6 protein-coding genes are annotated in these 14,140 nt (G+C 62.9%); 3 read left to right on the top strand and 3 right to left on the bottom strand.

Annotated features, from left to right (window positions below; translation table 11 throughout):
* Window positions 1-242 precede the first annotated feature (242 nt).
* Window positions 243-2,252: a DNA helicase Rep gene (rep, locus tag N7650_RS13825; RefSeq protein WP_009395835.1), complete on the top strand. Its 2,010-nt coding sequence runs from the start codon at window positions 243-245 to the stop codon at window positions 2,250-2,252.
* A 66-nt stretch (window positions 2,253-2,318) separates the two neighbouring features.
* A complete protein-coding gene (locus tag N7650_RS13820; RefSeq protein ID WP_009395836.1) occupies window positions 2,319-2,888 on the top strand; it encodes a xanthine phosphoribosyltransferase in 570 nt (189 codons plus the stop codon).
* A 178-nt stretch (window positions 2,889-3,066) separates the two neighbouring features.
* Here the strand turns inward: N7650_RS13820 and N7650_RS13815 are convergent, their stop codons facing one another.
* The 3 genes from N7650_RS13815 to N7650_RS13805 are packed head-to-tail and all read right to left on the bottom strand — an operon-like array spanning window position 3,067 to window position 7,980.
* Window positions 3,067-4,440, bottom strand: coding sequence for an HlyD family type I secretion periplasmic adaptor subunit (locus tag N7650_RS13815; protein WP_064304358.1), 1,374 nt, complete (start codon window positions 4,438-4,440; stop codon window positions 3,067-3,069).
* A complete protein-coding gene (locus N7650_RS13810; protein WP_009405336.1) occupies window positions 4,430-6,583 on the bottom strand; it encodes a type I secretion system permease/ATPase in 2,154 nt (717 codons plus the stop codon). The genes N7650_RS13815 and N7650_RS13810 overlap by 11 nt, the downstream gene beginning before the upstream one ends.
* A 38-nt stretch (window positions 6,584-6,621) precedes the next feature.
* Complete coding sequence (locus N7650_RS13805) at window positions 6,622-7,980, bottom strand: TolC family outer membrane protein (RefSeq protein ID WP_279898693.1); 1,359 nt, start codon at window positions 7,978-7,980, stop codon at window positions 6,622-6,624.
* A gap of 352 nt (window positions 7,981-8,332) precedes the next feature.
* Here N7650_RS13805 and N7650_RS13800 point away from each other — a divergent pair.
* Window positions 8,333-14,140 (top strand): retention module-containing protein (locus N7650_RS13800; RefSeq protein WP_279898691.1); only part of this gene is annotated, 5,808 nt, incomplete at its 3' end.

Here is a 14,140-nt window from a genome sequence, read left to right as displayed (position 1 = left end):
TACGCGAACGCAGTCGGGTAACGGGCGGATCATTGGCGAGCGCTGCTTGAATGTAAATGATTTTCAATCAGCAGTCCGCACTACCCCGGTAAATCCATCCATTCGGGGGTGCATCCTGATGGAAAGTAGCAGAGCCGGCAAATTTAGATATTGTGCTGCATCACACTGTCAGACGGTCGCGCCATCACGGCGAAGCCCTGTTAAACTGCGCGGCTATTTTTCAGCCACCCCCGGTTTTCGTCATGTCCCGACTCAATCCCCGGCAGCAAGAAGCCGTGAACTATGTCGGCGGCCCGCTCCTGGTACTCGCCGGCGCAGGCTCCGGCAAGACCAGCGTGATCACCCGCAAGATCGCCCACCTGATCCAGAACTGCGGGATCCGCGCCCAGTACATCGTGGCCATGACCTTCACCAACAAGGCCGCGCGGGAAATGAAGGAGCGGGTCGGCACCCTGCTGCGCAAGGGCGAGGGCCGCGGCCTGACAGTGTCCACCTTCCATAACCTCGGTCTCAACATCATCCGCAAGGAACACGTGCGCCTGGGCTACAAGCCCGGTTTCTCGATCTTCGACGAAACCGACGTGAAGGCGTTGATGACCGACATCATGCAGAAGGAATACTCCGGGGATGACGGCGTCGACGAGATCAAGAACATGATCGGCGCCTGGAAGAACGACCTGATCCTGCCCCCCGAGGCCCTGGAAAAGGCGCGCAACCCCAAGGAACAGACCGCCGCCATCGTCTATGCCCATTACCAGCGCACGCTCAAGGCGTTCAACGCGGTGGACTTCGATGACCTGATCCTGCTGCCGGTGAAACTGTTCGAGGAACACCAGGACATCCTGGAAAAGTGGCAGAACCGCGTGCGCTACCTGCTGGTGGACGAATACCAGGACACCAACGCCAGCCAGTACCTGCTGGTGAAGATGCTGATCGGCACGCGCAACCAGTTCACCGTAGTGGGCGACGACGACCAGTCGATCTACGCCTGGCGCGGCGCGCGCCCGGAAAACCTGATGCTGCTGAAAGAGGACTACCCGTCGCTGAAGGTGGTCATGCTGGAGCAGAACTATCGCTCCACCAGCCGCATCCTGCGCTGCGCCAACGTCCTGATCTCGAACAACCCGCACGCCTTCGAGAAGCAACTGTGGAGCGAGATGGGGCATGGCGACGAGATCCGCGTGATCCGCTGCAAGAACGAGGAGGCCGAGGCCGAGCGCGTGGCCATGGAGATCCTCAGCCTGCACCTGCGCACCGACCGGCCCTATAGCGATTTCGCCATCCTTTACCGCGGCAACTACCAGGCCAAGCTGATCGAGCTGAAACTGCAGCACCACCAGGTGCCGTATCGCCTGTCAGGCGGCAACAGCTTCTTCGGCCGCCAGGAAGTGAAGGACCTGATGGCCTACTTCCGTCTGTTGGTAAACCCGGACGACGACAACGCCTACCTACGGGTCATCAATGTGCCGCGCCGGGAAATCGGCTCCACCACCCTGGAAAAACTCGGCAACTATGCCACCGAGCGCAAGATCTCGATGTACGCCGCCAGCGAGGAACTGGGCCTGCGCGAGCATCTTGACGCCCGCTTCACCGACCGCCTGCACCGCTTCAAGACCTGGATGGACAAGGTGCGCGAGCAGGTGGCCCTGGAAGATCCAATCGCCGCGCTGCGAAGCATGGTGATGGACATCGATTACGAAAACTGGATTCGCAGCAACAGTTCCAGCGACAAGGCCGCGGACTTCCGCATGGGCAACGTCTGGTTCCTGATCGATGCGCTGAAAAGCACGCTGGAGAAGGACGAGGATGGCGACATGACCATCGAGGACGCCATTGGCAAGCTGGTGCTGCGCGATATGCTGGAGCGTCAGCAGGAAGAGGAAGAAGGCGCCGAGGGCGTGCAGATGATGACCTTGCATGCCTCCAAGGGCCTGGAGTTCCCCTACGTGTTCATCATGGGCATGGAGGAAGAAATCCTTCCGCACCGCTCCAGCATCGAGGCCGACACCATCGAGGAAGAGCGCCGCCTGGCGTACGTCGGCATTACCCGGGCCCGCCAGACCCTGGCCTTCACCTTCGCCGCCAAGCGCAAGCAGTATGGTGAAATCATCGATTGTTCGCCGAGCCGCTTCCTGGATGAGCTGCCGCCGGACGACCTGGCCTGGGAAGGCCTGGACGACGCACCGGTCGAGGTCAAGGCGGCACGGGGCAATACGGCACTTGCCGATATCCGCGCCATGCTCAAACGGTAGATAATCAACCCTTTCAATCGCCCTGGCCCATGCCGGGGCCTTTTGCTTACATCCGAGGAAACACCAGTGGAAGCACTGCACCAGAAGATTCGCGAAGAAGGCATCGTGCTTTCCGATCAGGTCCTGAAAGTCGATGCATTTCTCAACCATCAGATCGATCCAGCACTGATGGCACTGATCGGCGACGAATTCGCCCGCCTGTTCGCCGATTCCGGCGTGACCAAGATCGTCACCATCGAAGCCTCGGGCATTGCCCCGGCGGTGATGACCGGCCTGAAACTGGGCGTTCCGGTGATCTTCGCACGCAAGCACCAGTCCCTGACCCTGACGGAAAACCTGCTGACCGCGTCGGTGTACTCCTTCACCAAGCAGACCGAGAACACCGTGGCCATCTCCCCGCGCCACCTGAACAGCAGCGACCGCGTGCTGGTGATCGATGACTTCCTGGCCAACGGCAAGGCGTCCCAGGCGCTGATCTCGATCATCAAGCAGGCCGGTGCCACCGTTGCCGGCCTGGGCATCGTCATCGAGAAGTCGTTCCAGGGCGGCCGTGCCGAACTGGACAGCCAGGGCTACCGCGTCGAATCGCTGGCCCGGGTCAAATCGCTGGAAGGTGGCCAGGTCACCTTCCTCTGACCGAGGCTTTCCCGGCCCGGATGTAAAAAGCCCGCGGCCACAGTGATGTGGCGGCGGGCTTTTTCATATCCGGGAGCTTTGGGTTGCCTGTTAGGGCCCTATCGCTGGCAAGCCAGCTCCCACAGGTCCAGCGGTGCACCCGGTCCCTGTGGGAGCTGGCTTGCCAGCGATGAGGCCCTCAGCGTTCGCGCAAGGCCTCGGCCCGGGCGCGGATGATGGGTTTGAGCAGGTAGCTCAGCACGCTCTTCTTGCCAGTGATGATATCCACCGACGCCACCATCCCCGGAATGATCAGCAGCGGCTTTTCGTCCGTGCCCAGATGGCTGCGGTCGGTGCGCAACTTGATCAGGTAGAAGGTGTTGCCCTCTTCATCGGTGATGGTGTCCGCACCGATCTGCTCCAGTTTGGCCTTGAGCCCGCCGTAGATGGTGAAGTCATAGGCGGTGAACTTGACCATGGCCTCCTGCCCCGGGTGCAGGAAGGCAATGTCCTGCGGGCGGATCCGCGCTTCGACCAGCAGGGTGTCGTCCAGCGGGACGATCTCCACCAGGTCGCTGCCGGGCTGGATCACGCCACCAATGGTGTTGACCAGCACCTGCTTGACGATCCCGCGCACCGGCGAGGTGACCAGGGTGCGGCTGACCCGGTCTTCAAGGGCCTTGCCGGTGGCTTCGGTTTTGTTTAAGTCGGTGCGGGCTTCGTTGAGCTGGGTCAGCGCGTCGCTGCGGAATTTGCCACGGGTTTCGTCGATCTTGCGCTCGACCTCCTTGACCGCCGATTCGGCGCGCGGAATCGCCAGGGTGGTGGCGTCGAGCTGCCCGCGGTTTTCCACTTCGGCACGCTTGAGGCGCAGCACCTCCACCGGTGACACCGCCCCCTGCGCGACCAGCGGCTCGGACATGCCGATTTCCTGGCGCAGCAGGTTCAAGCTGTTGCGGTACTGGGCCTGCTTGGAGGAAAACTCGCGCAGCTCCTGCTGGCGCTGCACCAACTGCTCCTGGAGCCCGCCGATTTCGTCCTGCAATTGCTGGCGACGGCTCTGGTACAGGGATTCTTCGTTGGCCGCCTGGCTCGGTGCGGCCTTGCGCAGCTCGGCATCGATGTTCAGCGGCCGGTCCTCGACCTCGGCGCTCAGGCGCTCGACCCGCAAGGCCAGGCCCACTCGGTCGGCCTCGGTTTCGCCGACGTTGGAGACGAAGCGGGTCGCGTCCAGGCGCAGCAGCGGCGCCCCGGCTTCGACCACCTCGCCTTCGCGAGCAAAGATCTCGGAGACGATACCGCCCTCCAGGTTCTGGATCTTCTGCAGCTTGGACGACGGAATCGCCTTGCCGTCACCGCGGGTGACTTCGTCGAGCACCGCGAAGTTGGCCCACAGCACCAGGAACAGGAAGAAGCAGATGATGCCCCAGATGGTCAACCGCACGATGCGCGGGGCGTCTTCCACCAGCGCCTTGTTGACCTCCGGCAGCGGCTCGCCGCCAAAGGATTGCGAGCCCTTGAAGTAGCCGCGCAGGGTGTCCTTGAAACGTCCCGCTCCAGACTTAAGCAACACTGATCTGCCCCTTCTTCAGCGCATCCATGACGGCCGCCTTCGGACCATCGGCAACGATCTGGCCGCGGTCGATGACGATCAGGCGGTCGACCAGCGACAGCAACGAGGCACGGTGGGTCACCAGTACCACGGTCTTGTTCTCGATCACCGCCTGCAAGCGCTGCTTGAGGCGCTCTTCACCGGTGTTGTCCATGGCCGCGGTGGGCTCGTCGAGCAACAGGATCTGCGGGTTGAGCAACAGCGCGCGGGCCAGGGCCACGTTCTGCCGCTGGCCGCCGGACAGGTTCTGGCCGCGCTCGCCGACCTGGAGCTCGTAGCCTTGCGGATGCAGGCGGGCAAATTCGTGGACGCCGGCCAGTTCGGCGGCCTGCAGGACCATCTCGTCCTCGACGTAGCGAGCACCGCTGACGAGGTTGTCGCGCAGGGTGCCGGCGAGCAGCTGGATGTCCTGGGGCACGTAGCCGAGGTTATGGCGCAGTTCGCTGACGTCGATCTGGCGAATGTCCACGCCATCGACCAGCAACGAGCCGGCATCGGCTTCGTACAGGCCGACCACCAGCTTGGCCAGCGAGCTCTTGCCCGAGCCGCTGCGGCCGATGATGCCGACCTTCTCGCCCGGGCGGATCGCCAGGTTGATGTTCTTCAGCGCGGCGTTCTGCTGGTTCGGATAGGTGAAGTCGACACCGCGGAACTCCAGGGCGCCCTGGATGACCTGGCGGCTCAACGGGCGCTCTTCGAAATTGCGCTCCTGGGGCAGTTCCATCATCTGGTCGGTCGAGACCATGGTCACCTTGGCCTGCTGGTAGCGGGTCAGCAGACCGGCCAACTGGCCCAATGGCGCCAGGGCGCGGCCGCTGAGCATGTAGCAGGCGATCAGGCCGCCCATGCTGAGGTTGCCGGCCATGATCTGGTAGACACCGAAACAGATCAGGGTAACGCCGGCCATCTGCTGGATCAGCAGGGTGATGTTCATCGCCAGGCCGGAAAGCACTTTCACGCGCAATTCCAGGCGGCTGAGGGTGCCGATGGTCTGCTCCCACATGTACTGGCGTTCGCTTTCGGCGTTGTTGACCTTCACCGCGTCGAGCCCGGCCAGGGTCTCGATCAGGCTCGACTGGCGCTCCGAGCCGAGGGCCATGGTGCGTTCCAGGGTGGCGGTCAGGGGCTTTTGCAAGGCGTAGCCGATACCCAGCGCCAGCGGGAAGGCCACTACCGGGATCCATACCAGATGCCCGCCGATGATGCCGATCACCATCAGGATCAACAGGGTGAACGGCAGGTCGATCAGGCTGGCCAGGGTCAGCGAGGCGAGGAAGTCACGCAGGCCCTGGAACTCGTGGATGTTCTGCGCAAAGCTGCCGACCCGCGCCGGGCGATACTTCATCGACATGCCGACAATGCGCTCGAACAGCGTGGCGGAGATGATCAGGTCGGTCTTTTTCCCCGCAAGGTCAAGACACAGGCTGCGCAAGCCCTTGAGGATCAGGTCGAAGATGTACGCTCCGGTGATGCCGATGGCCAGCACCCACAGGGTCGAGGTGGCCTGGTTCGGCACCACGCGGTCGTAGACGTTCATCACGAACAGCGGCGCGGCCATGGCGATGATGTTGATGATCAGGCTGGCGGCGATGGCATCGGCGTAGAGCCAGCGCGAGCGCTTGAGGGTGTCGCGGAACCAGGAGCGGGCGCGAGGAATCAGGTTGCCGTGGTTGACGTCGAACTTGTGCTGCGGCTGGGCGAAGAACACCCGGCCGGTGTAGTCGGCTTCCAGCGCTTCGCGGCTGACGTGCACCTCGCCGCCGTCGCTTTCGCTGAGCAGCAAGCGTGCGGTGTTTTCATTTTCCCACCCCAGCAGCACCGTACTGCGCCCGCCCTTGAGCAGGAGCATGGTGGGCATGGCGATGGACGGAATGTGCTCCAGCTTGCGCTGCAACAGGCGCCCCTGCAGCCCCGCCCGCGCAGCGGCCCGCGCAAGCAGCTCGGGGCTTAGGCGCTGGGCCGGCAGCGGCAGGCCGGTGGTGAGCATGGCCCGGCTGGCCGGCTTCTGGTGCAACACGCAAAGCGACAGCAGGCTGTCCAGCAACGGATCGTCGTGCAGGCTTCGCGGATCATGGGTGAGGTTTCTGCTGACAAATGAATCCACGCGGACTTCCTTGCTGGCTGGTAAGGACTACTGGCTAATCAGTTCAGCCCGGGCAGGTTGACCCTCGGCTTCAGATCGTTGTGTACGACCGTCGCCATCGGCGCGACGACACCCTGGCTCCTGAGCAACTGACCAATGGTCGCCTTGATCCGATACTGAGTAAACAACTGCACGCTCTTCACTTCGGCCAGCCGACGCTGTGCGGTGAACAGTTCGTTCTCGCTGTCGAGCAGGTCGAGCAACGATCGCTCGCCCAGGCTGAACTGACTCTGGTAGGCGGAGCGTACCTTGCTGCTGTGATCGACATATTGCTGGGCGATCGGCACCTGCGCTTCGGCGTTGCGCATAGCATTCCATGCCAAGCCTAACTCCTCGTTGAGCTGGCGCAAGGCGTTGTTGCGAATATCCAGCGCCTGGCTGGCCTGGTAGGCCTTGGATTCCAGGTCGGCCTTGTCGCTGCCGCCGTCGTACAGGTTGAAGCTCATGCGCAACATGGCTTGCCACTCGTTGTTATGCCCGCTCACACCGTCGACGTCGTTGTTCGCACTGCGTTCCAGCTCGGCGTCGAAGCGCGGGTAGAACCTGGATTTCGCCGTGTCGTACTGCTTGTCTGCCGCAGCGATATCCGCTTCCGCCGAGCGCAGGGCCGGGTTGCTTTCGACCATTTGCTGGCGGGCCTCATCCAGGGTCGCCGGCAGCAGATCGATGAAAGGCTCGGGAGGGCTCAATTCATCGGGCAGTTGGCCAACGACACTCAGGTAATTGGTTTGTGCATCGGCGAGGTTGGTTTGTTCCGTCAGCAGGTTGTTCCTTGCCGACGCCAGGCGCGCTTCGGCCTGGTCCATATCGGCCATGCGCCCGATGCCGCGGGCGGTACGCAACTGGATCTGGTCGAAGATGCGCTCGTGGCTGCGCAGGTTGTCCTCGGCCAGGCGCACCATCTGCCGGCGGGTCAGGACTTCGATATACACCTTGGCGGTTTCCAGGGCGGTGCGCTCGGAGGTGTTGAGCAAGGCATACGCCCGGGCATTGGCGGTGGCTTGTTGACGCCCCACTTCGTTTGACGTCGCAAAACCGTCGAACACCATCTGCCGCACGCGCAGGCTGGACTCGCCGCGGTTCAGGGTTTCCGAGCTGCCAGCGGCGGCGCGGGTGCTCGGGCTGTCGGTGTTTTCCCGGCCGTAGCCGGCCAGCACATCGACCTTGGGCAGGTAGCCACCTTGGGCAATGCGCACCTGTTGATCGGCGGCCAGGCGACCGTTGATCCCCGCCTGTACCTCCGGGTGGGCTTCAAGGGCTTGTTGCATGGCCTGCGGCAAGGTTTGTGCAAAGGTTTGTGCAGTAGTGAAAGAGGCAAAGAAAGCGAGGGGCAAGGCGCTGAGCAAGGGGCGACGCATGAGGTTTTTCTTCCCTAGGGACGGCAGGTCCCACAACAGAGCGAAACGTGGCAAATCGGCGAAAAATGGCTATACAGGAAGCCGCGTGTCGGAAATTTCCGAGTGAGAACCCTGTCACAGATCATGGGGGCTTCACCTAGTGAAATATCAATGTGACATTAAGGAAACGATTGTTTAGGATGGCGACACCCGGGTCAATACTTTGACGAAAAGAAATAAAGACCCCGAATCAGCCATAAAATTGACATAAAGCAAATCAGTAGTGTCTTGCGAAACATTCCAAGCAGATCGCGGCAAACACCAGCCCTATCGCGTAAGGAAGCCACATTGAACGGTTAGTTCGGAGAGTGTCATGAGCAGTGTTGTCGCCATCGTCAAACGTGTTGTTGGCCAGGTTATCGCCGTTTCCCAGGACGGGATCCAACGTGTACTTATCGAAGGCGACCGACTGTTCGCGGGCGACCAGGTTTTGACGGGGCAGGCCGGTGCCGTGACCCTCGAACTGACGGACGGTCGAACCCTCGATCTGGGCCGTGAAACACAGTGGAGCGCCGACGCTCCTGCCTCCAGCAGTGACCTTGCGCAGGCTACCGCCCAGGCCGCGCCATCGGTGGAGGAACTGCAACAGGCCATCGCCGCCGGTGCCGACCCGACCAAGGACCTTGAAGCGACCGCGGCCGGCCCGCAATCGGAAGGCAGTAGCGCGCCAGGTGGCGGCCACAGCGTGGTCATGCTGGAGGAAGTCGCCGGTTCCGTGGCGCCGGTAATCGGTTATCAGACGGAAGGCCTCACCTTTGCCGGCAACTTGAATGACCAGCTCACCGGAGCGACAGACCAGACGGTCAACCAGCAGCTGGCGACCGTCCTGGTAGACAGCGGCCTGGCCCTGAGCGCGACGCCAAACGTCTCCGAAGCGGGTGGTTCGGTGGTCTATACCGCTACCCTGTCCCAGGCTGCGACCAGCGAAACCCGCGTCACCCTGTCCAACGGCCAGGTCATCGTCATCGCCGCCGGGCAATTGACGGGCAGCCTCAGCGTCGCGGTTCCTGCCAGCGACAACGTCTACCTCGACAACCGCCAGATTGCCGTCACCATCACCGGTACCAGCGGCGGCGATGGCCTGAACATCACGCCGAGCACTGCGCCGGCGGTCACCACCATCACCGACACCCTGGATACCACCACTGCCAGCCTGACCGCTGGCAGCAGCGTGACCGAAGGCGGCGCGATCACCTACACCGCCAGCCTGAACAACCCGGCACAGACGCCGGTGACCATCACCCTGTCCAACGGCGCGGTGATCAGCATCGCCGCAGGCGAATCCAGCGGCAGCGTACAGGTGCAGACCCCGGCCAATGACGTCTACGCCAACGGCAGCACCGTCAGCGTGACCATCACCGGAGCGACGGGCGGCAACTTCGAGAACCTGGTGCCGAATACCACGCCGGCCGTCACCGTCATCAACGACTCGATCGACACCACTACCGTCAGCCTCGGCGCCAGCCCGAGCGTTGCTGAAAATGGCGTGATCACCTACACCGCCAGCGTCACCTCGCCGGTGACCGGTGCCCCGGTCATCGTCAACCTGTCCAACGGCCAGAGCATCACCATCCCGGTCGGCGGCACCAGCGGCAGCGTGCAGTTCACTGCGCCTAACGATGTCTACAACGGCGCGGCGCCGATCAGCACCACCATCACCGGCGTTTCCGGTGGCAACTTCGAGAACCTGGCGGCCAATCCGGCTCCGGCGGTCACCACTGTTACCGACTCCACCGACACCACCACCGTCAGCCTCGGCGCCAGCCCAAGCGTTGCCGAGAACGGTGTGATTACCTACACCGCCAGCGTCACCTCGCCAGTGACCGGCGCCCCGGTCATCGTCACCCTGTCCAACGGCCAGAGCATCACCATCCCGGTCGGCGGCACCAGCGGCAGCGTGCAGTTCACTGCGCCTAACGACGTCTACAACGGCGCGGCGCCGATCAGCACCACCATCACCGGCGTTTCCGGTGGCAACTTCGAGAACCTGGCGGCCAATCCGGCTCCGGCGGTCACCACTGTTACCGATTCCACCGACACCACCACCGTCAGCCTCGGCGCCAGCCCAAGCGTTGCCGAGAACGGCGTGATTACCTATACCGCCAGCGTCACCTCGCCAGTGACCGGCGCCCCAGTGATCGTCAGCCTGTCCAATGGTCAGAGCATTACCATTCCGGTCGGTGGTACCAGCGGCAGCGTGCAGTTCACTGCACCGAACGATGTTTATAACGGTGCGGCGCCGATCAGCACCACCATCACCGGCGTTTCCGGTGGCAACTTCGAGAACCTGGCGGCCAATCCGGCTCCGGCGGTCACCACTGTCACAGACTCCACCGACACCACCACCGTCAGCCTCGGCGCCAGCCCGAGCGTTGCCGAAAACGGCGTGATCACCTACACCGCCAGCGTGACCTCGCCGGTGACCGGTGCACCGGTCATAGTCACACTGTCCAACGGACAGAGCATCACTATCCCGTTCGGCGGCACCAGCGGCAGCGTGCAGTTCACCGCGCCGAACGATGTCTATAACGGCGCGGCGCCGGTCAGCACCACCATCACCGGCGTGTCCGGCGGCAACTTCGAGAATTTGGCGGCCAATCCAGCTCCGGCCGTGACCACTGTCACAGACTCCACCGACACCACCACCGTCAGCCTCGGCGCCAGTCCGAGCGTTGCCGAAAACGGTGTGATTACCTATACCGCCAGCGTGACCTCGCCAGTGACCGGCGCCCCGGTGATCGTCAGCCTGTCCAACGGCCAGAGCATTACCATCCCGGTCGGCGGCACCAGCGGTAGCGTGCAGTTCACTGCACCAAACGACGTCTACAACGGTGCGGCGCCGATCAGCACCACCATCACCGGCGTGTCCGGTGGCAACTTCGAGAACCTGGCGGCCAGTCCGGCTCCGGCGGTCACCACTGTTACCGACTCCACCGACACCACCACCGTGACCCTCAGCGCCAGCCCGAGCGTGCCCGAAGGCGGCGTGGTGACCTACACCGCCTCAGTCGGCGCTCCGGTGACCGGCACGCCGGTAATCGTCAACCTGGCCAACGGCCAGAGCATCACCATCGCGGTGGGCCAGACCTCCGGCTCGGTCAATTTCACCGCGCCGGACAACGTGCTGGCCACCAACGCACCGCTGACCAACAGCATCACCGGCGTCAGTGGCGGCAACTACGAGAGCCTGGTCGCCGGTACCGGCACGACCACCACTACCGTCACCGATGACCCGGCGCGCCTGGACACCACCACCCTGACCCTGGGCGCCACCGGTTCCGTCGCCGAAGGCGGGCAGATCGTCTACACCGCGACCCTGAGCAACCCGGCCGGCAGCGAAATGAAGATCAGCCTGAGCAATGGTGAGACCATCACCATTGCCCAGGGCCAGACCCAGGGCACCGTGACCTTCGCGGCGCCTGCGAACACCGTTTATGTGGATGCGGGCAATGTCAGCGTCACCGTGACCGGCACCACCGGCGGTGACTTCGAAAAACTGGCGGTGAATCCGGCTGCGGCGGTGACGGCGATCACCGACAGCATCGACACCTCGACTGTCACCCTGACCGCGACCCCGAGCGTCACCGAAGGCGGCGTGGTGACCTATACCGCCTCGGTCACGGCTCCGGTTACCGGCACGCCGCTGGTGATCAGCCTGGCCAATGGTCAATCGATCACCATCCCGGTCAACGCTTCGAGTGGCTCGGTGGATTTCATTGCGCCGAACAACGTCCTGAACACCAACACGCCGCTGACCAACAGCATCACGGGGGTTACTGGTGGCAATTACGAGAAGCTGGACACTGCCGGAACTCCGACCACTGTGGTCAATGACGATCCGGCCCGCCTCGACACTACCGGCCTGACCCTGTCCGCCACCGGCACCGTCCAGGAGGGTGGCGACATCGTCTATACCGCTCGCCTGACCAATCCGGCCGGCAGCGAAATGAAGGTCACCCTCAGCAATGGCGAAGTGATCACCATAGGCAAGGGCCTCTCCGAAGGCAGCGTGACCTTCCCGGCGCCTGCCAACACCGTCTATGTGGATGGCGGCAACGTCAGCGTCACCGTCACAGGCACTACCGGCGGCGACTTCGAGCATCTGGAAGTCAGCCCGACTCCGGCTGTCACTGCCGTTACGGATTCGATCGATACGTCGACCGTCACCCTGACCGCGACTTCGAGTGCAGTGGAAGGCGGTGTCGTCACCTACACCGCCTCGGTTACCGCGCCAGTCACTGGTACGCCTCTGGTCATCTCTTTGGCGAACGGCCAGTCGATCACCATTCCGGTCAACGCTTCGAGCGGTTCGGTGGACTTTATTGCCCCGAACAACGTGTTGAACACCAACACCCCACTGACCAACAGCATCACCGGCGTCACCGGTGGCAATTACGAGAAATTGGAAACCGCCGGCACGCCGACCACCGTCGTGACCGACGATCCCGCTCGACTGGACACCACTGGCCTGACCCTGTCGGCCACCGGCACCGTCCAGGAAGGTGGAGACATCGTCTACACCGCTCGCCTGACCAACCCGGCCGGCAGTGAAATGAAGATCACGCTGAGTAATGGCGAGGTCATTACCATCGGCAAAGGTCTGTCGGAAGGCAGCGTGACCTTCGCGGCACCAGCCAATACCGTTTATGTAGATGGCAGTAATGTCAGCGTCACCGTCACGGGTACCACCGGCGGCGACTTCGAGCATCTGGAAGTCAGCCCGACCGCGGCAGTGACCGCAGTTACCGACAGCATCGATACTTCGACCGTGACTTTGACGGCTACCGCCAGCGCTGTTGAGGGCGGCGTAGTGACCTACACCGCCTCCGTCACTGCACCCGTTACCGGCACTCCGCTGGTCATCAGTCTGGCTAACGGCCAGTCGATCACTATCCCAGTGAACAGCTCCAGCGGCTCGGTCGATTTCATTGCGCCGAACAACGTGCTGAATACCAATACGCCGCTGACCAACAGCATCACCGGCGTCACTGGCGGCAATTACGAGAAGCTGGAAACCGCCGGTACCCCGACCACCGTCGTGACCGACGACCCGGCTCGCCTGGACACCACTAGCCTGACTCTGTCCGCCACCGGAACCGTTCAAGAAGGCGGTGACATCGTCTATACCGCTCGCCTGACCAACCCGGCGGGCAGCGAGATGAAGATCACCCTCAGCAACGGGGAAGTGATCACCATTGGCAAGGGCTTGAGCGAGGGCTCTGTCACGTTCGCTGCACCGCAGAACACTGTGTACGTAGACGGCGGCAACGTCAGCGTCACCATCACCGGTACCACTGGCGGCGACTTCGAACATCTGGAAGTCAGCCCGACTGCGGCTATCACTGCCGTTACCGACTCGATCGACACCAGCACCGTTACTCTGACCGCCACCGCCAGCGCTGTTGAAGGCGGTGTCGTCACCTACACCGCCTCGGTTACCGCGCCAGTTACTGGTACGCCTCTGGTCATCTCCTTGGCGAACGGCCAGTCGATCACCATTCCGGTCAACAGCTCCAGCGGTTCGGTCGATTTCATTGCACCGAACAACGTGCTGAACACCAACACGCCGCTGACCAATAGCATCACCGGCGTTACCGGTGGCAATTACGAGAAGCTTGAAACCGCCGGCACCCCGACCACCGTCGTGACAGACGATCCGGCTCGCCTGGACACTACTGGCCTGACCCTGTCCGCCACGGGTACCGTCCAGGAGGGTGGCGATATCGTTTACACCGCCCGCCTGACCAATCCGGCCGGCAGCGAAATGAAGGTCACCCTCAGTAATGGCGAAGTGATCACCATTGGCAAGGGCCTCTCCGAAGGCAGCGTGACCTTCGCAGCGCCTGCCAACACCGTCTATGTAGATGGCGGCAACGTCAGCGTGACTGTCACCGGGACTACTGGTGGTGACTTCGAGCACCTGGAAGTCAGCCCGACCGCGGCTGTCACCGCCGTTACGGATTCGATTGATACTTCGACCGTCACCCTGACCGCAACTTCGAGCGCAGTGGAAGGTGGTGTCGTCACCTACACCGCCTCCGTCACGGCTCCGGTCACCGGCACTCCGCTGGTTATCAGCCTCGCCAACGGCCAAAGCATCACCATCCCGGTCAACAGCTCC

Source organism: Pseudomonas sp. GD04058, assembly GCF_029836855.1.
GTDB lineage: Bacteria > Pseudomonadota > Gammaproteobacteria > Pseudomonadales > Pseudomonadaceae > Aquipseudomonas > Aquipseudomonas bharatica.
This window is presented reverse-complemented; position numbering and strand designations above follow the sequence as displayed.